The sequence below is a fragment of the Arthrobacter sp. BGA-UO-ETr-C19 genome (assembly GCF_059568005.1).
Window position 1 is genome coordinate 256,439 of the sequence record NZ_JCAQPC010000021.1, and the last position, 21,917, is coordinate 278,355.

The following is a 21,917-nucleotide window of genomic DNA, read 5'->3' on the forward strand; positions in this document are numbered from 1 at the left end:
AGCCCGTGCAGTTCCACCACCACGGTTACGTTTCCGGTGACCCGCGCATCCAGCCGGCTGCCGGCGTCGGCATCAACCGCCCCGAAGAGCTGCCCGACGAGGTTGACGTGCTCATCGTGGGCTCCGGCCCCGCGGGCATGCTCGCAGCCGCCCAGCTCTCCCAGTTCCCGGACATCACCACACGCATAGTGGAGCGCCGCGGCGGCCGCCTCGCAATCGGCCAGGCCGACGGCATCCAGGCCCGCAGCGTCGAGACATTCCAGGCGTTCGGGTTCGCCGAGGAGATCACCGCGGAGGCCTACCGGATCACCGAGATGGCGTTCTGGAAGCCGAATCCGGAGAATCCGAAGCACATCGTCCGCGCCGCCCGCGCGGTCGACGACGAAATGGGCATCAGCGAATTCCCGCACCTCATCGTCAACCAGGCCCGCGTGCTGGACTACTTCGCGCGGGTCATGGCCTACTCGCCAACCCGCATGACCCCCGATTACGGCTACGAATTCAGCAGCCTCCACGTCGCGGATTCGGGGGAGTACCCCGTCACCGTGACCCTGCTCCGCACCGCCGGCGAGCTGGCAGGCAAGGAGCGCGTTGTGCGCGCCAAGTACGTGGTCGGTGCCGACGGCGCCCGCAGCAAGGTCCGTGAATCGATCGGCTGCACGCTCGCCGGAGACCAGGCCAACCACGCCTGGGGCGTCATGGATGTCCTCGCATCCACCGACTTCCCGGACATCCGCACCAAGTGCGCCATCCAGTCCCACGACGGCGGCAGCATCCTGCTGATCCCGCGCGAAGGCGGCCACCTGTTCCGCATGTACGTCGACCTCGGCGTCGTGCCGGAGAACGACAACGGCGCCATCCGCAAGACCACCATCGAGCAGATCATTGCCCACGCGAACCAGATCCTGCAGCCCTACACCCTCGACGTCCGCAACGTCGCCTGGCACAGCGTGTACGAGGTGGGCCACCGCCTCACCGACAGGTTCGACGACGTCCTGCCCGCCGAACGGGACACCCGCACGCCGCGCGTGTTCATCACCGGCGACGCCTGCCACACGCACAGCGCCAAGGCAGGCCAGGGCATGAACGTGTCCATGCAGGACGGCTTCAACATCGGCTGGAAGCTTGGCCACGTGCTCGAGGGCCGCAGCCCGGAGTCGCTGCTCGCCACGTACTCCGCGGAGCGCCAGGTTGTCGCGAAAAACCTGATCGATTTCGATAAGGAATGGTCCACCCTGATGGCCAAGAAGCCCGAGGAGTTCGACGACCCCTCGGAGCTCGAGGATTTCTACGTTCGCACCGCAGAATTCCCGGCCGGTTTCATGACCGAGTACGCGCCGTCGATGATCGTCGCCGAGGCGAAGCACGCCGGGCTCGCCACGGGTTTCCCAACCGGCAAGCGCTTCAAGTCTGCTCCCGTGCAGCGCGTCTGCGACACCAACCCGCTGCACCTGGGGCACCAGGCTACGGCCGACGGCCGCTGGCGCATCTACGTGTTCGCCGACGCCGCCGAGGCCGGAGCCGCGTCGCCGACCACTGACTTCGCGCAGTGGCTGGAGAAATCGCCGGAGTCGCCGCTGGCGGCCACGCCGGAGGGCGCCGACGCCGATGCCTGGTTCGACGTGAAGGTCATTTACCAGCAGGACCACAGGGGCATCGACATAAACGCCGTCCCTGCCGTGTTCAAGCCGGAGGTCGGGCCGTTCAAGCTCACCAACCTCGAGAAGGTCTACGGCACCGACCCGAAGGCCGATATCTTCGAGCTGCGCGGCCTTGACCGCGGCGGCGTGGTGGTAGTGGTCCGCCCGGACCAGTACGTGGCGAACGTCCTGCCGCTGACCGCGACGGCGGAGCTCGGGGCGTTCTTTGCGCCGCTGTTGCCGGCCCGCCGCGGACTGGTAAGCCACCACGCCTGAGAGACGAAACTGCCGGGGAGCGCGAAGGCCTCCCCGGCTGTTTCATTTTTGGCTTTGCAGGTCATGACCAGTGCGCTGAGGCACAACAACTGATCGCTGCCAGACAAGCCCTGTCCGACCGGGACTGCCAAGCTGGAATTCAAGGTGCGAGGCCATTGCCGGCACCCCTTTCCAACGCTCATGACCGTTAAGAAGGATCCAATGAGTATTTCAAATTCCGAGTCCCGGACTGCAGAAGCAAATCCGCGCAAGGAGCAGTCCACCGCCCTCCGCGCGGGCAGCATCGGCGTTCTGGGCATTCTCTTTTTCGTTCTTTCAGCCCAGGCTCCGCTGACCGGCATCGTCGGTGCAGCACCCCTGGCGGCTGCCCTCGGCAATGGCGCCGGGGCACCGGGTGCTTACCTCGTCGTTGGCGTCGTCATTGTCATCTTCGCCGTCGGGTTCGTGGCGATGAGCCGGAAGGTGCAGGCCAGCGGCGCCTTCTACGCCTACATCACCGCCGCCTTCGGTAGAAAGACAGGCACAGGCGCTGCCTGGTTGGCGCTGCTGGCGTACAGCACGGTGCAGGCCGCCATGTACGGACTCTATGGTGCGGCCTTCTCCGGCTTGCTGGGTTCGGCCGGAGTGACGGTTCCCTGGTGGCTTCTTGCCGTTGTCACCATGGCAGGCGTGCAGGTGCTTGGCTCGATGAACATTGAACTCGGCGCCCGTGTCCTGGCATTCCTTGTGGGCCTGGAAGTGGCGATTCTGCTGCTGTTCGGGTTCACCGTCCTGCTGAAGGGTGGAGGCCCCGAAGGCCTCAACATGGCAGCCTCGTTCTCCCCCGAGGCGATCGCCAGCGGCGCCCCCGGCGTTGCCATCATGTTCGCCGTTGCATCCATGTTTGGCTTCGAGTCAACGGCCATCTACTCCGCCGAGGCCAAGGATCCCCACCGGACGGTGGCGCGGGCAACGTACCTCTCCGTGGGCATCATCGCCGTGTTTTTCGCCTTCATCACCTGGATGCTCGTGAGCTTCTACGGGCCCTCGCACGTGATCGATGCCGCCGGAGCTGCCCTGGAGTCGGGAGACGCGACCTCCTTTGTGATCGGGCCGCTTGTTGAGCTGTTCGGCCCGTGGGCCGGTGTGACTGCCGGAATCCTCCTGGTGACATCCCTCCTGGCAGGCATCATCGCCTTCCATAACGGCATCAACCGCTACCTCCACTCGCTGGCCCTGCGCGGTTCCCTGCCCGCTGTCCTGGCGCGGACCAACAAGCACCGCGCCCCTGCATCCGCGGCCTGGGTCCAGACAACTGTCGCTGTGCTGCTCGTGGCTCCGTTCGCGGTACTGGGGATGGACCCGGTACTGACGCTCTTCTCGTGGTTCAGCGGGCTTGCCGTTGCAGCGCTGCTGGTGCTGTACATGCTCTGCTCCCTGGCCGTCGTCGCATACTTCCGCCGCGAACGGGATCCGGGGCAACTCTGGCAGACCCTCATCGCACCGGCGCTCGCATCGCTGCTGCTGGCGTGGGTTCTCTACCTGGTGGTCAGCAACTTCACATCCCTCATCGGAGGGAGCGCCGAAACAGCCGTTGGGCTGCTGGTTGCCGTCCCCGTGATGTTCGTGGCCGGAGTGCTGGCGGAAATCGCAGTGGAGAAGCGCGGCCGCACCTCACAGCCCGCGTTTGCCGATGAGGCTGCCCCTGCCGACTGACGGTTCGTCGGCGGCTAACGGCTCTTTAGGTACGACGGCGGGAGGGCAGCTCCGCCCGTCGTCCCGCCTGCCGTCTCGCCGGGCCTCCCGCCGGGCAAGGCCGCCGGCGAGCAAGAGCAGCGCCGCGATGCACGCGGCGGCTCCGCCGGCCAATGCGGGATCGCCGGGCCAGTTCCCGGTGATCCCGAGAAAGGCCGGTACCGTCGCTGTCGCCTGGCTGGTCAGTATCAGGGACCAGCCGATCAGCGGCGACAGCAGGCTCCGGTCCAGCGCCAGCGAGAAGAAGAACAGCATCCACAGGTAGGACCAGCAGAGCCACAGCACTGCCAGCAGCGGGTCCTCAGGGAACCAGGCCGCGGCGAGCAGCAGGCCGCACCCGGCCACCATGCCGCAGAACCAGCCGAGGCCCCTGGACCCGAGACCCAGCAGGAAATCCAGGCCAACATAGACGTAGGTCAGGCCGAACAGGAACATGCCGGACGCCGAAAGCAGCAGCTGCACGCCGCCGTCGGCGTCCGGAGCTGTGCTGTCCAACCGAAGGTTGCCCAAAAACGTGACGGCCAGATACGTGATGCCCAGGAGCAGCTGCAGGCTGCCGAGGACCAGGCTCAGCACGGCTGCATCCCGGCGGGGGAGATGCCCGAGCGCTGCCAGCCCATTGATGAGCAGCGCGGCGCCGGAAAGGAGGAGGCAAACATACGCCATCAGTTGGCCCTCCTGGGGCAGAACATCAAGCACATCAATCTCGTATTACGGAATTTTTGTGTCACAATACGGAGAATAAGGCATGACACCCCAGCCGCCTACCCGGCTGCGGTCTTAATCGGTTAGGTTGAAAGCTCAACTATGGGACGGCGGACTGCATACTTCCCCACCGTCGGCAGCCGAAGTAAGGATGATTCATGGACGCACGGCTGGAGGCCGTCAGGGACACGGTACTGGCGCGGAACCCGGGCGAGGCTGAGTTCCATCAGGCGGTGGTGGAGGTGTTTGAAAGCCTTGGCCCGGTTCACGACCGGCACCCCGAATTCCTTGAAGCCGCCATCCTGGAACGGCTTTGCGAGCCGGAACGGCAGATCATCTTCCGGGTGCCGTGGACCGACGATTCCGGCCGCGTCCAGATCAACCGCGGCTTCCGCGTGGAGTTCAATTCGGCGCTCGGCCCCTACAAGGGCGGCCTCCGGTTCCACCCCTCCGTTTACCTCGGGATTGTGAAATTCCTCGGCTTCGAGCAGATCTTCAAGAATGCGCTCACCGGCATGCCCATCGGCGGCGGCAAGGGCGGTTCCGACTTCGACCCCCGGGGCCGCAGTGACGCCGAAGTCATGCGGTTCTGCCAGTCGTTTATGACCGAGCTCTACCGCCATATCGGCGAATACACCGACGTGCCTGCCGGTGACATCGGCGTGGGCGGCCGCGAAATCGGCTATCTCTTCGGCCAGTACAAACGCATCACCAACCGCTACGAATCCGGAGTCCTGACCGGTAAAGGCATTTCCTGGGGAGGTTCGCTGGTCCGGCCCGAGGCCACCGGCTTCGGCACGGTGGTCTTCACCGAAGAGATGCTCAAGACACGGGGCTCATCCTTCGACGGGCAGCGCGTCGTGGTTTCGGGCTCCGGCAACGTCGCCATCAATGCCATCGCCAAGGCCCAGGCGCTCGGAGCCACCGTGGTGGCCTGCTCTGATTCCTCCGGCTACGTCGTGGACGAGGCCGGGCTCGACGTCGGGCTGCTCCGCCAGGTCAAGGAAGTGGAACGCGGACGCCTCAAGGACTATTCGCTACGCCGTTCCGGCGTTTCCTACGTGGAGGCTGGCTCCGTCTGGGACGTCGACGCCACTGTCGCGCTGCCGTGCGCCACGCAGAACGAGCTCGACGGCGGTGCTGCCGCGCGGCTTGTCCGCAACGGGCTGCTCGCTGTCGGCGAAGGCGCCAACATGCCCTCCACCCGGGACGCCGTGGCAGTGTTCCAGGCGGCGGGCGTGCTGTTTGGGCCCGGCAAGGCCGCCAACGCAGGCGGTGTGGCCACGTCGGCGCTCGAGATGCAGCAGAACGCGAGCCGCGACTCCTGGTCCTTCGAGCACACGGAACAGCGCCTCACGGACATCATGGTGGGAATCCATCACCGCTGCGCGTCCACCGCGGATGAGTACGGCGAACCCGGCAACTACGTGCTGGGCGCGAACATCGGCGGCTTCGTCAAAGTGGCGGACGCGATGCTCGCGCAGGGTTTGATCTAGTCACAGGGCTTGATCTAGCCACAGGGTTTGATCTAGGCGCCCGGCTGGTTTAGGCGCCGCGCCGCCAGTCGCTGGGCGATTCGCCGTAGGCGTCCCGGAACGTCCGGCTGAAGTGCGCCGCGTCCAGGAAACCCCACCGTGCTGCCACCGCCCCCACAGAAGTGCCGGAGTGCAGCGGATCCCTCAGGTCCCGGCGGATACGTTCCAGCCGCTGGCTCCGGATCCAGCTGGCAACCGTTGTGCCTGTTTCGTGAAAGACGTTGTGCAGGTGGCGGGTGGAAATGAAATGCGCCGCAGCGATACTCGCTGGCGACAGCTCCGGGTCAGCGAGGTTCGCCTCAATGTAGTCGCGGACCGACGTCGCCAGCAGCGCCTGGGGCTTCATGCTGTCCGCAGCCAGATCCAGTTCCGAGTGGAGCATGGTGGAGACGAGGTCCAGGGTGTTGGCCGCGAGCCGGGAACCGCTGGGCCCGCTGAGTGCCTCCAGGTTGCCGGCGAGCTGCCTGATGAACGGTCCCACAATGCCCGCCAGCCCCGACTCGCCGGCCAGGCGGACGGCCGACAGCTGTCCCACATAGTCCGGCGGCAGCGACAGGGCATCGTGCGGGAACATCACCACCATCATGCGGGCCTGCGCTTCGAACGCCAGCGTGTACGGGCGGTTCGTGTCATAGATGGCCAGGTCGCCGGGGCGGAGTACGGCCTCGCGGTTGTCCTGGATGAGGAGCCCGGTGCCCTCCAGTTGGAGGTTGAGCTTGAAATAACGCTGGCCGGACTGTGCCAGCAATGCAGGTGTGCGGTGGACGCTGTGGCCCGAAGCCGTAACTTCCACGATGCACGTGCGGTCCAGCACCCTGGAGCGCATGCGGCCGCGGAACTGCTCGGGCCGGTCCGTTTCGGCGGCCAGCGGCACGAAGGACTGCGCTACGAGGTGCCTCCAGTGGTCAAAGGAGGTGGCCACGCTGGAGGTGAGGTGCTGGTCTGCGGGACGGATTGTGGCTGCTGGCATGAACGTTCCTGACGCCGGTTGGCTGTCTATTGGCGGGTCCCCAACACTGTGTCCTGGAACACAGTCATTTCAGGTTAGCGGCGAAATTCTGCCCTGTCATCTTTTTTCAACATATGTCGAAAAAAGATTCTGTGGACAAAAGCGGTCGGGCTCCCTACTTGTTCTTGCCCCGGGCTGCCACCACCCAGCGGTCCACGAGTGCGCCGCCGCGGACCACTGCGACGTCGTCCACCAGGTTCATTGCCAGGCACACATGGTTGGGGATAACGCGCAGCCGGTGCCCGATGGCGGGCGCAGTCCCGGAATCGGGCCACTCGAGCGTTGCGTGGTGCTCCGACAGTGCGGTCATCCGCGCGTCGGGGTGGTCCATCAGCCGTCCGAAGCCGCTTGCCCACGCGGGCCGGTCGCTGCCCAGAACCTTGCTGCCGGCGTCGATGATGAAACGTGCCGGTCCGTCCGCGGGGGTCGCATGGCGGCTGACCACGGTGGCAGCCACCGTCAGTGCGATGTCCTCGGCGGCGCACCGCCCCAGCTCCAGCTGCTGGGCGTCGCCAAAGACGTAGACGCCCGGGCGCACTTCGGTGGCGGCCGAATCCCCGGTCAGCATCGCCGTCGGGGTGGAGCCGCCGCTGCGGCAGGTGGTGTCGAATCCTGCCGCCGCAAGAGCCTCTGAGGCCCGGTTCAGGGCCTCCTGCTCCTGCCTGGCCGCTTCGACCGGCATGCCCGGTGCGTAGCTGTGTCCCGGGAAGGTGAAGACTCCCGCGACTTTCAGCCCGGCGCGCGCTGCAGCTTCGGCGACCGGTGCGACGGATTCCGGGTGGACGCCGCTGCGGTGGTGGCCGCTGTCGACTTCCACGAGGGCGCTAATGCTCCCCGCGGCACTTCCCAGCCCGGATCCCAGCGTCGTTGCGCCCTCCACGGAGTCCACGCCGACGGCGATCTGCGCGGTTTGCGAGAGGCGCCGAAGCCGCTCGGCCTTTTGCGGCGACATCCAGAGGGGGTACGCGATGAAGAGGTTGCTGACTCCGGCGGCGGCGAACACCTCAGCTTCGCCGATGGTTGCCACCGTCAGCCCGGAGGCTCCGGCCGCGATCTGGCGGGCGGCTATTTCGGGAATCTTGTGTGTTTTCGCATGCGGGCGCAGGCTCAGGCCACGTGCCCGGACGGCTGACGCCATCCGCTCAATGTTCCTGTCGAGGATGTCGACGTCAATCATGATTTCCGGCGTATCGATTTCCTGCGGGATGGTCACTGCCGGCGTCTCCTGGTTGTAGGTCTGTTCCCGCGGTCCGGGCCGGTCCGCGATGCCTCGGGTCCTAAGGCTAACGGGTCCTGAGGCTAAGGGGTCCTGGGGCTAGCGGGTCATCCGGCCAGCGGGCCCGGAGGCTAGCGTGTCAGCAGGGAAAGGAAGCCCTCGAGCTGTCCGTCCAGGCCGAGCTCCGTCTGGCCCTCCGGAAGCAGCGCAGCTGCGATCTGGGCGCCCAGCAGCATGTTGAGCAGCTGGCCGGCCAGGCTGTCGTCGTCGACGGTGGTACTTACGTCCCCGCTCTCCCTGGCCTCCGCCAGGTGGCGCCGGATCGCATCCAGCCACTGCTGCATCGATTCCCGGTGGATCTGTGCCTTGCCGGGATCGTTAATAGCCTTCTGCCAGAAGGGGATGACGATCCGGGCTTCATTGATCCGTTCCTCATCCAGCGGGAGCACTTCGACGCAGAAGGCCCGCAGGGCCGCCAGCCCCGAAAGCCCCGAGGTGACTTCGGCGATGCGCTCGTTGGTCCGGTTGAAGACGTGGCCGAACGCGAAGGTGAGCAGCGTGTCCTTGGTGGGAAAGTACGGTTTGAGCGCGCCGTTTGCGAAGCCCGCCTCGGTCGCGATTTCCCGCATCGTGGCGCTTTCAATGCCCAGCCGGGCGATGATCCGCCAGGTTGCATCGACGAGTTCCAGGCGGCGCTCGTCGTGGTCAACAATCTTTGGCACGCGGCCGCTCCCCAAAAACTATTTTCGCCCAGACTCTTGTGAGCCATCTTACGTTCGCTTATTCTCTACAACTATAGAAAATAAAAATCCGACCCGCCAGGGTCCCGGACAGAAGGCCGCCATGACGCCCTCCACCATCCAGACAGCCAGCCCCTTCCGCCTTGCCTCAGCCGGGGACATCAGTGAGGTGCAGGGCATTCTTCGGACCGCGGGCCTCCTTGGGCCGGCGAAGCGCATTGCCTACCTGGGCCTCCTTGACCCGGCCCGCGGAGCCGGCGCCGGCAGTGAAGCCGAAGACCGGCGGTTCCGGATCTTCATCCATGACGTCTCCGGCGCCCGGCCCCACGATGTCACCGTCTCGGTCACCAGCGGCACGGTGATCTCCGCCGTCGAACTCGACACCGCGGCCACCGGCGAACTGCCGGTCCTGGAAGAGGAATTCGAGGTGGTGGAGCAGCTGCTGGCCACCGATGAGCGGTGGCTGAAGGCCCTGGCCGCCCGGAACCTGGACGTCAGCAAGGTGCGCGTTGCGCCGCTGTCCGCCGGGGTGTTCGAGTATGCGGAGGAGAGCGGCCGGCGGATCCTCCGCGGGCTTGCCTTCGTGCAGGACTTTCCGGCGGACAGCGCCTGGGCCCACCCGGTCGACGGACTGGTGGCCTACGTGGACGTGGTCAGCAAGGAAGTCACCCAGGTGATCGACACCGGCGTCTTCCCCATCCCGGCAGAGCACGGCAACTACACCGACCCCGAGCTCACGGGTCCGCTCCGCACCACCCAGAAACCCATCAGCATCACCCAGCCCGAAGGCCCCAGCTTCACGGTGACCGGCGGCAACCACATCGAGTGGGAAAAGTGGAGCCTGGACGTCGGCTTCGACGTCCGCGAGGGCGTGGTGCTGCACAACATCGCCTTCCGGGACGGCGACCGCCTCCGGCCCATCATCAACCGCGCGTCCATCGCCGAGATGGTGGTGCCGTACGGCGATCCGTCCCCGGTCAGGTCCTGGCAGAACTACTTCGACACGGGGGAGTACCTGGTGGGCCAGTACGCCAACTCCCTGGAACTGGGCTGCGACTGCCTCGGCGACATCACCTACCTCAGCCCGGCCATCAGCGACGCCTTCGGCAACCCCCGCGAGATCCGCAACGGCATCTGCATGCACGAGGAGGACTGGGGCATCCTGGCCAAGCACAGCGACCTCTGGTCCGGCATCAGCTACACCCGCAGGAACCGCCGCCTGGTGATCTCCTTCTTCACCACCATCGGCAACTACGACTACGGCTTCTACTGGTACCTCTACCTCGACGGCACCATCGAATTCGAAGCCAAAGCCACCGGCGTCGTCTTCACGTCCGCATTCCCGGAAGACGGCTCGGACAACATCTCCCAGCTGGCACCCGGGCTGGGGGCGCCGTTCCACCAGCACATCTTCAGTGCCCGCCTGGACATGGCCATCGACGGCTTCACCAACAGGGTGGAGGAAGAGGACGTGGTCCGGCAGGCCATGGGCGCGGGCAACGAGCGCGGCAACGCGTTCTCCCGGAAGCGCACCGTCCTGACCCGCGAGTCCGAGGCTGTCCGCGAGGCCGATGCCCGCGCCGGCCGGACCTGGATCATCTCCAATCCCGAATCCAAGAATCGTCTCAACGAGCCGGTGGGCTACAAGCTCCACGCCCACAACCAGCCCACCCTGATGGCCGACCCCGGGTCCTCCATTGCGCGGCGGGCCGCCTTTGCCACCAAGGACCTGTGGGTCACCCGGTACGCCGACGACGAGCGCTACCCGACCGGCGACTTCGTCAACCAGCACTCCGGCGGCGCGGGCCTGCCCGCCTATATCGCCCAGGACCGCGACATCGACGGCCAGGACATCGTCGTGTGGCACACCTTCGGCCTGACCCACTTCCCGCGCGTGGAGGACTGGCCCATCATGCCGGTGGACACCGTCGGCTTCAAGCTCCGCCCCGAGGGCTTCTTCGACCGCAGCCCGGTGCTCGACGTCCCGGCCAACTCCAGCCAGTCCGGCTCCCACTGCCACGGCTAGGCTCACGCCGTGGCCGCACTGCACTCCCGTGCCGTCTCTGCGGTGACCGCCGCGTCCTGCCTGGTGCACCTGTGGCTTGTCGCCGGAAACCACCACGGACCGTGGCTGGGCGCCGTGATGCTCGCGATGGTCGCGGTTTGCCTGCCGTGCGCTGTGCACCTGTGGCGGGGCTGCCGGGAGAAGGCCCTGCGCCAGGTGATGGGCTGTGCCCTGGCCATGACTGCCTTGCACGCGGTCCTGCTGCTGGGCGGCCCGGCCCTTTCCATGGCGGGCGGGCCGGGCCACTCCCATGCCGGAGCGGCGGCCGGTGCGGGTTTCCTTGGGACGGGCTCTTTGGGGTCGGGCTTCTTGGGGTCGGGCTCTTTGGAAACGGGCGCCGAAGGCTTGCTGGCCGTCGTCGTCCTGGAAATTACGACGGCGTTCCTCGCCGCGACGCTGCTCGCCCGCCTTCGGTCCGTCCGTGCTGAAATAAAGCACTAGCGGTAGGCCCTTTTTGCGGATGATGGAGTGCGGATGATCCTGCTCGATTCACTGGAGCGCCAGATTGTGGCTGCCCTGCAGCTCGATCCCCGCTGCCCCTGGCGCAAGATGGCCGCCGTCCTGGGCGAGCCGGAACGCACCGTGGCCCGCCGCGGGGTGCAGCTCCTGGAATCCGGCGCGGTCGCCATCGCCGCAGTGCGGCCGCATCCGGCGTCGATGCTGGTGAAAATGCGCTGCACGCCGGGCACTGCCCGCGCTGCCGGGCAGTCGCTCGCGCAGCGCTCCGACACCACGTTTGTTTACACCGTCACCGGCAATGGCGACTGCGTGGCCGAAATCCTCACTGAACCGGACAGGATGGGGGACATCCTCTCCGACGAACTGCCTTCCACAATCGGACTGCGGCACTCCGTGAGCTATCCGGTGCTGCGGTATTTCCGGACCATCCAGGGCTGGCGGCCGGAGATGCTCACCGCGGAGCAGGCAGACGCCCTGCGCTCGCCGGTCGCTGCGGACACAGGGGTGCACGCAGTCCGGCAGGTCCTGAACCGCCAGGACACCGAGCTTGTGGAGGCCCTCTGCGCGGATGGACGGATCAGCTTCGAAGCTCTGGCCAGGCGGGTCGGAGTTTCGGAAGCAACGGCCCGCCGGCGTTGCGAATGGCTGCTCGCCAACAACCAGGTCCAGCCCCGCGTGGTGGTGGAACCGGCTGCCCTCGGGCTCGCGGTCGAGGCGCTGCTGTGGATCAGGGCCGCGCCGCACCAGGTGGAGCAGCTGGGCCGGAACCTGGCCGGGCTGCCCGCCGTGCGCTATGCCGCAGCGCTTGCCGGTGACTACCAGATCGTGGCCGACGTGACCGTGCCCGACCTGCCGTCCCTGTACCGCCTCATAACGGCTTCGGATTGGGCGGCTCAGGCCTCCGGCGTGGACGTGTCCGTCCTGCTGGACGCCCGCAAACGCGGCGGACGCATCATGCGGGCTGGCTGAGGTCTGCCAACATAGGGGCGACGGCCGCGTAGCCCGTCTGCTGCTCGAACGCCCTCGCCCAGCGCAGCAGCTGCACGTCGGTGTAGTGGTTGGAGGCCAGCTGCAACCCGATGGGCAGCCCGGAACCGCTGAACCCGGCAGGCACGCTCAGCACCGGCACGCCGGTGGCCGAGAGCAGGCACGCCGACCGCATCCAGTCCAGATAGGTTTCGGAAGGGACACCGGCTACCTCCTGCGGGTAGCGCAGGGACGCGTCGAACGGCAGCACCTGTGCGCACGGGCTCGCAAAGATGTCGTAGCGCCCGAAGAAGTCCTGGACGCTGTATTCAAGACGGGTGCGGGCGGCGTTGGTGGCAATGATGTCCTCAGCGGTGAGGGCCTGGCCCTTGCCCACATTCCACCGCACCTCCGGCTTGATGAGCTCACCTGATTCGGCGACCAACACTCCCAGCCCGGCCGCGAAATCCAGTGCGCGCGTGTTGCCGAACACCAGATCCGCCTCGCTGAAATCCGGGCAGGCCTCCTCCACCACTGCTCCCAGTTCCGCAAACACCGCGAGCTGGCGTTCCAGATGGTCCGCGATTTCCGGTTCCACCGGAACGCCAATGCCAAAGTCCCGTGACCAGCCGATCCGAACCCCGCGCATGTCGGTCTCAAGCCCGGCCCTGAATTCGGCCGGATCAACCACCTGCGGGTGGGGCACGCGCGGATCCCGTCCAGCGGTGACGGACATGAACAGGGCGATGTCCTCCACCGTGCGCGCCATCGGGCCGGTCCGCCCCAGCCAGGACCAGGCGTTGATATCGGACGGCATCGGAATGACGGCCTGGGACGGCCGGAATCCGACGATGTTGCAGAAGGACGCGGGGATCCGCAGCGAGCCGCCCATGTCGCTGCCGTCACCCATCGGCTGCACCCGGGAACCCACGACGGCGGCCACCCCGCCGCTGCTTCCGCCTGCGCTGAGGGCCGGCGCGTAGGGATTAGTGGTGGTGCCGAAGAGGTCGTTGAACGTGTGGGAGCCTGCGCCGAACTCGGGAACGTTGGTCTTTCCCGTGCTGACCACGCCGGCGGCCTTGAGCCGGGCAATGATGAGGTCGTCCTTGGCCGGCACGAAGTCCTTCAGCACCACCGAGCCCTGGGTGGTGCGCATCCCGGCGGTGTTGTTGGTGTCCTTGTGGGTCAGGGGCAGGCCGTGCAGGGGCGGCAGCTCGCCGCCGGAGACCGTGAGCTCGTCGGCGCGGGCTGCCAGTTCCACGGCTCCCTCGGCATCGAGTGTCACCACTGCGTTGAGCCGGGGATTCACCTCGGCAATGCGTTCGAGGTGGCAGTCAAGGGCCTCCCTCGCCGAGATTTCCCTGTTCCTGATGGCGGCGGTGAGCTCGACGGCGGAAAGTTCGCTGATGGCGTCAGACATGATGCTCCTTCGGGCGGGGTTTGAAGAGTGCGCGGTTGTTCTTCCCTGAAGTGTGGAGGACCTGGAGCGTGAGCGGAAGGCATCGGCAAATGAATCCGTGGCTTGACTGATCCGGCCAGAATTTTGGCCGATTCCGCCATCCCTTGCCGTCCCGAGCCAGCGTCCCGGACAGTATTCCTAACCTGCTGGCCGATCCGGTCGGAGGCCCAGATTCCGCAACGCAGCGGTCCTGCCCGCGGCATCAGCATCGCCGGCCCCCAGCGGGCCCTAATCAGGAGGCTCCCATGCATGCACCCCTGGCACCCACCGGCTCCACTGACATCCTTGCAATCGCCAACGCCCCCGTCCTCTGGCTCTGCGTGGCCGGCGTCTTCGGCGTCATCGTGGTTCAGTCACTGATCTTCCTCCGGGCAGTGCGCAGGGCAGCACCGTCGGTGCAGATGACATCGGGGGACATCAGGACCTCGTTCCGGTCCGGGGCCGTCTCCGCGATCGGCCCCTCGCTCGCCGTCGCGCTCGTGGCCATTGCGCTGCTGGCGCTTTTCGGTGCACCCGCCGTGCTGTCCCGGATCGGCCTGATCGGCTCCGCAGCCTACGACGTCTCGGCGGCCGGCATCGCGGCAGGCACCCTGGGAGCCAAGCTCGGTGACGAGAGCTACACCCAAAGCGTTTTCGCGGTGGCGTTCTTTGCCATGAGCATCGGCGGCGCCATGTGGATGATCGCCACGCTGATCCTCACCCCGCTGCTCCGCCGCGGCGACGCGAAGGTACGCGCGATCAATCCGGCGGCCATGGCCGTAGTCCCCGCGGCGGCCCTCATCGGAGCCTTCGCGTGCCTGGGCTTCACTGAACTGCCAAAGTCCGGCACCCATGTGGTCACCTTTGCCGTTTCCGCCGCCGTGATGGCGCTGTCACTGTTTCTGGCCAAGGCACTCGGCAAGAGCTGGCTGCGGGAGTGGGGCCTGGGCATCTCGATCGTCGCCGCCCTCGGGGCCGCACTTCTCGCGTCCGGCAGCTGACCGGCGCCAACCACAAAGCGACCCGCCAGAGCCCGGACCGGCCAACCCAGACCCCCAATCAAACTGACAGGAATCCAGCCATGACAGCCACCAGTACCGCGCCCTCCGCCACGGACCAAGCCATGACCGAGTTTGACCGCACCACCTCGCGTTGGGGACGGGCCACCATGATCGCGGGCCTGCTGGTCTCCGTCGCCGGCCCCCTGTATCTCGTTTTCGCCGGCGGACTGGACATTGCGCCTGCGCAGCTCTGGATCGCCTTCGCTGCCGTCGCTGCCACGTTCGGGATCATCTGGATCGTCGAGCCGCTGACGTACTACCCCATACTCGGGCCGGCCGCCATGTACCAGGCCTTCATGATCGGCAACATCTCCAACAAGCTCCTGCCCGCCGCCCTGATCGCACAGACCAACATCGGCGCCAAGCCCGGAACCCGCCGCGGCCAGCTGGCATCCGTCGTGGCCATCTGCGGTGCGGCCGCCGTCCACCTGGCCTCACTGGCCATTTTCGTTGGGCTGCTGGGGAGCTGGCTCATCAGCGTTATCCCGCCTGCCGTGATGAACGCGACCCGGCTCTACGTGCTGCCCGCTGTCCTGGGCGCCGTGCTGGTCCAGGCCATCGTCTCCATGAAGCAGCCCAGGACCACTGCCATCGCCCTGGCAGTGGCATCCGCCGTCGTCTTTCTTGTCCTCCCCGCGGTTCCCGGACTTGCCATGGTCTCCACCGCCATCGCCGTTCTGGGGACGGTGCTGCTGGCGTGGCTCTTCCGGGACAGGCAGCCTGCCCCGGCCAGCCGTCCGGCCCAACCCATCCACCTCGAGTAGCTGGTCCACCCGGAGTAGCCCATCCACCCCGAGCAAAACAAAAACAGGGTGCGTCCCGCCGGGATTCGCGGCAGGACGCACCCTTATTACTGGGCCTGCATTACTGTGCCTGCGTGTTTGGGCTGAACGGGTTTACGGTGCCAGCCGGCGGAACTCCGAGCCGAAATGCACCAGCGGGTCCGGAGCCTCGGACGCTTCCGCCCCACTGCCCATAGCCACCACCTCGCCAACAATAAGCAGGTGGGTGGCGGCAGGCTGGACCGAAACGGTCCGCAGCTCGAAGTAGGCAAGGCAGCCGTCGACGACGGCAGATCCCGTGGCCGGCCCGCGCCGGTAGGGGACCTGCGCCAGCAGCCCGTGCAGCGGCGTCCCCGGACTGGCAAGCCACGTCGCCGTGCCCTGGTGCTTGCCGGAGAGGACGCTCAGGGCCCAGGTGCCCGCCTCCGCCACGGCCTCGCCAATGCGGGATTCCGCGTACAAGCTGACCAGCATGGTGGGCGGGTCGTAGGAAACCGAGAGGAAGGCGCTGACCGTCGCGGCATAGTCCCGGTTCCGCAACCGGGCGGAAACAACGGCGACGCCGGCGGTGATGTCCGAACTCAGCCTGCGGTAGAGGTCCACGTCGGCGTCTGACGGCGTATCGTCCAACTGGCGTGCCTCCAGTGGCCATGAAGATTCCATGGGCCCATCGTGCCACCTGGGGCCCTTGTTACGCCTGTTAAGGACGAGGCGGAAACCAATACGACTGTGGCGCATCTAACGCAATGGCAACCCAGTATCTGTAAGCCAATGGCCCGCCGTCGTTAACCTTGCGTTCACCTCGGACCCCAAAACTTGTTACCTGCGGCCCATAACTTCAGTGAAGGTACAAAAAGTACGCATGTCACGTTCGGACTTCTCCGGTCCGCACCGCATCGAAAAACCCTGGAAGGGGTACACCCAGTGAAGGCACTCCGCTTCGGCCGCCACGCGGCAATCGCTGTTATCGCCGCTGGCGCACTCGCGCTCACCGCCTGTGGTTCAGACAATGCCACGAACACCGCCCCGGCAGGCAGCGCCTCCGCCGCCGGCACCAAGGTCACCGGCACCCTGACCGGCATCGGCTCCTCCGCGCAGGGCGCGGCCATGGATGTCTGGAAGACCAACTTCGCCTCCGCCAACCAGGGCGCCACCGTGCAGTACTCCCCGGACGGCTCCGGCGCCGGGCGCAAGGCCATCCTCGACGGTTCGGCACAGTTCGCCGGTTCCGACGCCTACCTGAAGGACGAGGAGCTGGCTTCGGCCAAGAAGGTCTGCGGCCCCGAGGGTGCCATCGAGATCCCCGTCTACATTTCGCCGATCGCCATTGCCTTCAACCTGCCGGACATCACCGAGCTGAAGCTGGACGCCCCCACCGCGGCCAAGATCTTCCGAGGCGAAATCGCCAAGTGGAACGACCCCGCCATCGCAGCACTGAACCCGGACGCCAAGCTTCCGGACCTCGCCGTCACCCCGGTGAGCCGCTCTGACGACTCCGGCACCACCAAGAACTTCACCGAGTACCTCTCCGCTGCGGCTCCCGATGTCTGGAAGGACAAGGCCGACGGCATCTGGCCTGCATCCCTCAAGGGCGAGAACGCCAAGGGCACATCCGGCGTCGTCAAGACCGTCACCGACACCCCGGGCGCCGTGACCTACGCCGATGACTCCGCCGTTGGCGGCAAGCTGGGCATCGCCCAGATCAAGGTCGGTTCCGAGTTCGTCAAGATCTCCCCGGAAGCTGCCTCCAAGGCAGTCGACGCCGGCAAGGCTGTTGAGGGCCGCGCCGACACCGACGGTGCCATCAAGCTTGACCGCACCACCACCGAGGCCGGCGCCTACCCGGTGGTCCTGGTTTCCTACCACATCGTCTGCTCCACGTACGACAAGCAGGAAACCGTCGACCTGGTCAAGGCATTCGAGACCTACGTAGTTTCCGAAGAGGGCCAGAAGGCTGCCGCCGAGTCCGCCAAGTCGGCTCCGATCTCCGCCACCCTGGCCGAGAAGGCTGTCAAGGCGATCGAGTCCATCAAGGTCAAGTCGTAGCGCTTATTCTGAACGCCGAAGTTCCCCGCCCAGCCGCCAGGCAGGGCGGGGAACTTAGCCGTGTAAAGCGCGGTTTCAGCACGATTCACATCTGACGTACCAACAACACCGAAGGGCCGGGTATGACCACCACCTCCCTGACCAGTTCCCGAGGCGCCGGCCGCGCCGGGGATAAAGTCTTCTCCGGAGCGGCCCTCGCGGCAGGCTGCCTGATCCTTGCCGTACTGTTCGGCGTGGCGCTCTTCCTCGTCATCCAGGCGATTCCCGCTTTCACGGCCCCCGCCGCGGACATCCAGGGCGGCGAGGGCTTCTTCGCCTACATCTGGCCGATCGTCGTCGGCACCCTCATTGCGGCCGTCATCGCCCTGGTCATCGCGACGCCGGTGTCCATCGGCGTCGCCCTCTTCATCTCGCACTTCGCCCCGCGCGGCCTCGCGTCCGGCCTTGGCTACGTGATCGACCTGCTCGCCGCGATCCCCTCCGTCATCTACGGTGCCTGGGGCGCAGCCTTCCTGGCCCCCCAGATTTCGCCCGCCTACGGCTGGCTGGCCGCGAACATGGGCTGGCTGCCCATCTTCCACGGTCCGGCCTCCGCCACGGGCAAGACCATCCTGACCGCCGGCATCGTGCTGTCCGTCATGGTGATCCCCATCATCACGTCGCTGTCCCGCGAGATCTTCCTCCAGACCCCCAAGCTGCACGAGGAAGCAGCCCTCGCCTTGGGTGCCACCCGCTGGGAAATGATCAAGATGTCGGTGCTGCCCTTCGCTCGCCCGGGAATCATCAGTGCGGTCATGCTGGGCCTCGGCCGCGCCCTGGGTGAAACCATGGCCGTGGCGCTGGTGCTGTCCTCCGGCGCACTGACCGCCAGCCTGATCCAGTCCGGCAACCAGACCATCGCCGCCGAGATCGCCCTGAACTTCCCCGAGGCCAGCGGCCTCAAGGTGAGCACGCTGATCGCCGCGGGCCTGGTCCTGTTCGTGATTACCCTCGCCGTCAACATGATCGCCCGGTGGATCATCAGCCGGCACAAAGAATTCTCGGGAGCCAACTAAATGACCTCCACCCTGACCCCGGTCCGCAAGCGGTCCGCCCTGACCAAGGGCCAGCTGCCCAAATACGCCCCTTACGTGGTCCTGGGCGTCGCGCTGGTCCTCGGGGCCGCCATCCTCGCCCTGATCGGATTCAATGCCTTCGGCTGGGGAGTCGTCACCGCCATCCTGTTCGCCGCAGGACTCGTCGGATGGAGCGCCGCGGTTGAAGGCGCGCGCAAGGCCAAGGACAAGCTGGCCACCTGCCTCGTAGTGGGCGCCTTCCTGATCGCCCTGCTCCCGCTGATCTCCGTCATCTGGACCGTCATGGTCAACGGCATCCCCGGCGTGCTCAACCCCGGCTTCCTGGGGACCTCGATGAACGGCGTCACCGGTGTCTTCGACAACCGGGCGGCAGATGGCACCGGGCCGGTCGTCGGCGGCATCTACCACGCGCTCGTGGGCACCGTGCAGATCACCCTGCTGGCCACCGTCATCTCCGTTCCGGTGGGCCTGCTGACGGCGATCTACCTCGTCGAATACGGCAACGACCGCCCGCTGGCCCGCGCCATCACATTCTTCGTGGACGTCATGACCGGCATCCCGTCCATCGTCGCCGGCCTCTTTGCTGCTGCGTTCTTCTTCGCGGTGGTAGGGCCCGGCACCAAGACCGGCGCGGTCGCCGCCGTCGCGCTTTCCGTGCTGATGATCCCGGTGGTGGTCCGCTCCAGCGAGGAAATGCTGAAGATCGTGCCCAACGAGCTCCGCGAGGCGGCCTACGCGCTGGGCGTCCGCAAGTGGCGGACCATCCTCAAGGTAGTCATTCCGACGGCGATCTCCGGCATTGCGTCGGGCGTCACCCTGGCGATCGCCCGGGTTATTGGTGAGACGGCACCCATCCTGGTGACCGCAGGGTTCGCGACCAGCATCAACAACAACGTGTTCGGCGGGTGGATGGCTTCGCTGCCCACATTCATCTACACGCAGATCCTGAACCCCACCTCCCCGTCCAACCCTGATCCGTCGTCGCAGCGGGCGTGGGGTGCTGCCCTGGTTCTCATCATCCTGGTGATGCTGCTCAACCTCGGCGCCCGCCTGATTGCCCGGGTCTTCGCCCCGAAGACAGGCCGCTAGGCCGGACCGCCCCTACTGGATCGTATTTCGGCTCGGGACGCCGGGCTCTAGACTTCATTTCATACCAGCAAGTTAAGGAACATCATGTCCAAGCGCATCGACGTCAAAGACCTGAACGTGTACTACGGCAATTTCCTGGCCGTGGAAGATGTCAGCATCAACATCGAGGCCAAGTCCGTCACGGCGTTCATTGGCCCCTCGGGCTGCGGCAAGTCCACCTTCCTGCGGACGCTGAACCGCATGCACGAGGTGCTGCCGGGCGCCCGCGTCGAGGGCGAGGTGCTGCTCGACGGCGACAACCTGTACGGACCCGGCGTGGACCCGGTGACGGTTCGCTCCCAGATCGGCATGGTGTTCCAGCGGCCCAACCCGTTCCCCACCATGTCCATCCGGGACAACGTCCTGGCCGGCGTGAAACTGAACAACCAAAGGATCTCCAAGGGCGAGGCCGACGCCCTGGTGGAGCGCTCGCTCCGCGGCGCCAACCTCTGGAACGAGGTCAAGGACCGCCTGGAGAAGCCGGGCTCCGGTCTGTCCGGCGGCCAGCAGCAGCGCCTCTGCATCGCCCGCGCCATTGCCGTGGAGCCGCAGGTGATCCTCATGGATGAGCCGTGTTCCGCGCTGGACCCGATCTCCACCCTGGCCGTCGAGGACCTCATCAACGAGCTCAAGGACCAGTACACCGTGGTGATCGTGACCCACAACATGCAGCAGGCCGCCCGCGTCTCGGACAAGACGGCGTTCTTCAACATCGCCGGCACCGGCAAGCCGGGCAAGCTCATCGAGTTCGCCGAGACCAGCACCATCTTCAACAACCCGAGCCAGAAGGCCACCGAGGACTACGTCTCCGGCCGCTTCGGGTAATCCCCACCGGCTCCCAGCCTTCGCAAGCTCCGGCCGGGGCCCTCGCCGGCGTGGGCCCACCCACCGCCGCCCTAACCTCGCGAGCTCAGGCCGGGGCCCTCGCCGGCGTGGGCCCACCCACCTCCATCGATTGCTCCGTAACTGCCCTAACGAGCGCTCAAAAGGGCGCGTACGGAGCAATCGTTGTTTGATCCCAGTTCAGGCGGCGATGAGCGGGGAGAGTGCCAGCTCGAGGATGAAGGCTCCCGCGGCCGTGGCTGCCGGCGTCAGGACCCACAGCGACAAAATCCGGGTGACCAGTTTGCGGTGGATGGTGGCGAATTGCTGGTTTTCCCCCGCGCCGAGCACGGCGGATGTGACCGTGTGGGTGGTGGACACGGGCCAGTGCAGCCCGATGGCGCCAATGAACAGCAGGAGCGCACTGAAGGCCTGGGCCACCACACCGCGCAGGGGGTCGATCCGGGTAAGCCGGTAGCCAATGGTGTGCGAGATGCGCCAGCCGCCAAACAGCGTGCCCGCCGTGATCGTGGCCGCGGACAGCAGCGCCACCCACAACGGAATCGAGCCACCGTCGGAATAGCCGGCGGCCAGCAGCGCCAGGATGAGTACAGCGCTGACACGCTGGCCGTCCTGCAGCCCGTGGCCAAAGGCCACGGCGCCAGCCGCGATGGCCTGGGCGGAACGGAACCGCTTGTTTACCACGTTCGGCTGGGTGTAGCGCGCAGCCCAGGTGACGGGAAACACCAGGAGGTAGGCCGCGATGAAGGCAATTATTGGTGAGAGGACCAGGGGGAGGACCACCTGGAACAGGAGCGACTGGTCCACGCCGCTCACTGAATTTCCGCCCACCAGCACGCTGGCGGTTCCGGCCCCCGCCAGTCCGCCCACCAGGGCATGCGTGGAGGAGGAGGGAACGCCCCGCCACCACAGGAAAATGCCCCAGGCGCACGCGCTGGCCAGGCCGGCGGCGATGATGGTCAGGCCGCTGTCCCCCGGCGGGAGGGCAACCCAGTTCTGGCTGATGGCCACGGCCAGTCCGGCGCTCAGGAGGGCACCGATGAGGTTGAATAGGGCGGCCAGCAGTACGGCCACGGTGGGTGTCAGTGCGCGTGTGCGCACGGCCAGGGCTACGGACGTGGACACGTCCCGGAAGCCGTTGATGAAGGAAAATGCCGCGGCGAGGAGCACCACCAGGGCGAAGATGGACAGCGTCACC

At 66.5% G+C, this 21,917-nt stretch carries 19 protein-coding genes; 12 read left to right on the plus strand and 7 right to left on the minus strand.

Going from position 1 to position 21,917, the window contains the following annotated elements:
* Positions 1 to 5: 5 nt before the first annotated feature.
* Together AC57BR_RS14195 and AC57BR_RS14200 are read left to right on the plus strand one after the other, a co-directional pair.
* Complete coding sequence (locus AC57BR_RS14195) at positions 6 to 1,916, plus strand: FAD-binding monooxygenase (RefSeq protein ID WP_496361606.1); 1,911 nt, start codon at positions 6 to 8, stop codon at positions 1,914 to 1,916.
* Between the two features lie 201 nt (positions 1,917 to 2,117).
* A complete protein-coding gene (locus AC57BR_RS14200) occupies positions 2,118 to 3,611 on the plus strand; it encodes an APC family permease (protein WP_496361608.1) in 1,494 nt (497 codons plus the stop codon).
* Here AC57BR_RS14200 and AC57BR_RS14205 read toward each other — a convergent pair.
* Positions 3,570 to 4,316 (minus strand): AmiS/UreI family transporter, encoded by a 747-nt coding sequence (locus AC57BR_RS14205; RefSeq protein ID WP_496361610.1) that lies wholly within the window; start codon positions 4,314 to 4,316, stop codon positions 3,570 to 3,572. The two genes, AC57BR_RS14200 and AC57BR_RS14205, sit on opposite strands and share 42 nt — an antisense overlap.
* Positions 4,317 to 4,513: 197 nt before the next feature.
* Here AC57BR_RS14205 and gdhA point away from each other — a divergent pair, with 197 nt between their 5' ends.
* Entirely contained in the window at positions 4,514 to 5,851 is a 1,338-nt protein-coding gene (gdhA, locus tag AC57BR_RS14210; RefSeq protein ID WP_496361612.1) for an NADP-specific glutamate dehydrogenase, read from the plus strand.
* A gap of 49 nt (positions 5,852 to 5,900) precedes the next feature.
* On the opposite strand, the gene AC57BR_RS14215 is transcribed toward gdhA, so the two are convergent.
* The 3 genes from AC57BR_RS14215 to AC57BR_RS14225 all read right to left on the minus strand — a co-directional run bounded on the left by AC57BR_RS14215 (position 5,901) and on the right by AC57BR_RS14225 (position 8,837).
* A complete protein-coding gene (locus tag AC57BR_RS14215) occupies positions 5,901 to 6,860 on the minus strand; it encodes an AraC-like ligand-binding domain-containing protein (protein WP_496361614.1) in 960 nt (319 codons plus the stop codon).
* Positions 6,861 to 7,014: 154 nt separating this feature from the next.
* Positions 7,015 to 8,076 (minus strand): D-TA family PLP-dependent enzyme, encoded by a 1,062-nt coding sequence (locus AC57BR_RS14220; RefSeq protein WP_496361858.1) that lies wholly within the window; start codon positions 8,074 to 8,076, stop codon positions 7,015 to 7,017.
* 170 nt (positions 8,077 to 8,246) lie between these two features.
* Positions 8,247 to 8,837, minus strand: a complete 591-nt coding sequence (locus AC57BR_RS14225; RefSeq protein ID WP_496361616.1) for a TetR/AcrR family transcriptional regulator — start codon at positions 8,835 to 8,837, stop codon at positions 8,247 to 8,249.
* A 121-nt stretch (positions 8,838 to 8,958) separates the two neighbouring features.
* On the opposite strand from AC57BR_RS14225, the gene AC57BR_RS14230 reads away from it, so the two are divergent.
* Genes AC57BR_RS14230 through AC57BR_RS14240 form a run of 3 tightly spaced genes read left to right on the plus strand, consistent with a single transcriptional unit; the run spans position 8,959 to position 12,348 of the window.
* A complete protein-coding gene (locus AC57BR_RS14230; RefSeq protein WP_496361618.1) occupies positions 8,959 to 10,881 on the plus strand; it encodes a primary-amine oxidase in 1,923 nt (640 codons plus the stop codon).
* 9 nt (positions 10,882 to 10,890) lie between these two features.
* Positions 10,891 to 11,361, plus strand: coding sequence for a hypothetical protein (locus AC57BR_RS14235; protein ID WP_496361620.1), 471 nt, complete (start codon positions 10,891 to 10,893; stop codon positions 11,359 to 11,361).
* 33 nt (positions 11,362 to 11,394) lie between these two features.
* Positions 11,395 to 12,348 carry an Lrp/AsnC family transcriptional regulator gene (locus AC57BR_RS14240; RefSeq protein ID WP_496361622.1) on the plus strand — a complete coding sequence of 318 codons (954 nt, stop codon included), beginning with the start codon at positions 11,395 to 11,397 and terminating at the stop codon, positions 12,346 to 12,348.
* On the opposite strand, the gene AC57BR_RS14245 is transcribed toward AC57BR_RS14240, so the two are convergent.
* Entirely contained in the window at positions 12,332 to 13,765 is a 1,434-nt protein-coding gene (locus AC57BR_RS14245) for an amidase (RefSeq protein ID WP_496361624.1), read from the minus strand. The genes AC57BR_RS14240 and AC57BR_RS14245 overlap by 17 nt on opposite strands.
* Positions 13,766 to 14,049: 284 nt before the next feature.
* Here AC57BR_RS14245 and AC57BR_RS14250 point away from each other — a divergent pair, with 284 nt between their 5' ends.
* The gene (locus AC57BR_RS14250) at positions 14,050 to 14,784 is read left to right on the plus strand and encodes a DUF5058 family protein (protein ID WP_496361626.1); all 735 of its coding nucleotides are present in this window, start codon (positions 14,050 to 14,052) and stop codon (positions 14,782 to 14,784) included.
* Between the two features lie 80 nt (positions 14,785 to 14,864).
* Positions 14,865 to 15,608: a hypothetical protein gene (locus AC57BR_RS14255; RefSeq protein ID WP_496361628.1), complete on the plus strand. Its 744-nt coding sequence runs from the start codon at positions 14,865 to 14,867 to the stop codon at positions 15,606 to 15,608.
* Positions 15,609 to 15,740: 132 nt separating this feature from the next.
* Here AC57BR_RS14255 and AC57BR_RS14260 read toward each other — a convergent pair whose 3' ends face one another.
* The gene (locus AC57BR_RS14260) at positions 15,741 to 16,289 is read right to left on the minus strand and encodes a flavin reductase family protein (RefSeq protein ID WP_496361630.1); all 549 of its coding nucleotides are present in this window, start codon (positions 16,287 to 16,289) and stop codon (positions 15,741 to 15,743) included.
* 261 nt (positions 16,290 to 16,550) lie between these two features.
* Between AC57BR_RS14260 and pstS the strand changes: the two genes are divergently transcribed.
* The 4 genes from pstS to pstB all read left to right on the plus strand — a co-directional run bounded on the left by pstS (position 16,551) and on the right by pstB (position 20,701).
* Positions 16,551 to 17,672 carry a phosphate ABC transporter substrate-binding protein PstS gene (gene pstS, locus AC57BR_RS14265; protein WP_496361632.1) on the plus strand — a complete coding sequence of 374 codons (1,122 nt, stop codon included), beginning with the start codon at positions 16,551 to 16,553 and terminating at the stop codon, positions 17,670 to 17,672.
* Positions 17,673 to 17,794: 122 nt separating this feature from the next.
* The gene (gene pstC, locus AC57BR_RS14270) at positions 17,795 to 18,727 is read left to right on the plus strand and encodes a phosphate ABC transporter permease subunit PstC (protein WP_496361634.1); all 933 of its coding nucleotides are present in this window, start codon (positions 17,795 to 17,797) and stop codon (positions 18,725 to 18,727) included.
* Positions 18,728 to 19,837: a phosphate ABC transporter permease PstA gene (pstA, locus tag AC57BR_RS14275; protein ID WP_496361636.1), complete on the plus strand. Its 1,110-nt coding sequence runs from the start codon at positions 18,728 to 18,730 to the stop codon at positions 19,835 to 19,837.
* Between the two features lie 84 nt (positions 19,838 to 19,921).
* Positions 19,922 to 20,701, plus strand: a complete 780-nt coding sequence (pstB, locus tag AC57BR_RS14280; protein ID WP_496361638.1) for a phosphate ABC transporter ATP-binding protein PstB — start codon at positions 19,922 to 19,924, stop codon at positions 20,699 to 20,701.
* Between the two features lie 198 nt (positions 20,702 to 20,899).
* On the opposite strand, the gene AC57BR_RS14285 is transcribed toward pstB, so the two are convergent.
* Entirely contained in the window at positions 20,900 to 21,916 is a 1,017-nt protein-coding gene (locus AC57BR_RS14285; protein WP_496361640.1) for an inorganic phosphate transporter, read from the minus strand.
* Between the last annotated feature and the right edge of the window lies 1 nt (position 21,917).

Coding starts and splice junctions, on each gene's coding strand:
- AC57BR_RS14200 (WP_496361608.1), top strand. CDS start 2,118: ATGAGTATTTCAAATTCCGAGTCCCGGACTGCAGAAGCAAATCCGCGC.
- pstB (WP_496361638.1), top strand. CDS start 19,922: ATGTCCAAGCGCATCGACGTCAAAGACCTGAACGTGTACTACGGCAAT.
- AC57BR_RS14260 (WP_496361630.1), bottom strand. CDS start 16,289: ATGGAATCTTCATGGCCACTGGAGGCACGCCAGTTGGACGATACGCCG.
- AC57BR_RS14220 (WP_496361858.1), bottom strand. CDS start 8,076: ATGATTGACGTCGACATCCTCGACAGGAACATTGAGCGGATGGCGTCA.
- AC57BR_RS14250 (WP_496361626.1), top strand. CDS start 14,050: ATGCATGCACCCCTGGCACCCACCGGCTCCACTGACATCCTTGCAATC.
- pstC (WP_496361634.1), top strand. CDS start 17,795: ATGACCACCACCTCCCTGACCAGTTCCCGAGGCGCCGGCCGCGCCGGG.
- AC57BR_RS14255 (WP_496361628.1), top strand. CDS start 14,865: ATGACAGCCACCAGTACCGCGCCCTCCGCCACGGACCAAGCCATGACC.
- pstA (WP_496361636.1), top strand. CDS start 18,728: ATGACCTCCACCCTGACCCCGGTCCGCAAGCGGTCCGCCCTGACCAAG.
- AC57BR_RS14240 (WP_496361622.1), top strand. CDS start 11,395: ATGATCCTGCTCGATTCACTGGAGCGCCAGATTGTGGCTGCCCTGCAG.
- AC57BR_RS14245 (WP_496361624.1), bottom strand. CDS start 13,765: ATGTCTGACGCCATCAGCGAACTTTCCGCCGTCGAGCTCACCGCCGCC.
- AC57BR_RS14215 (WP_496361614.1), bottom strand. CDS start 6,860: ATGCCAGCAGCCACAATCCGTCCCGCAGACCAGCACCTCACCTCCAGC.
- gdhA (WP_496361612.1), top strand. CDS start 4,514: ATGGACGCACGGCTGGAGGCCGTCAGGGACACGGTACTGGCGCGGAAC.
- AC57BR_RS14230 (WP_496361618.1), top strand. CDS start 8,959: ATGACGCCCTCCACCATCCAGACAGCCAGCCCCTTCCGCCTTGCCTCA.
- AC57BR_RS14205 (WP_496361610.1), bottom strand. CDS start 4,316: ATGGCGTATGTTTGCCTCCTCCTTTCCGGCGCCGCGCTGCTCATCAAT.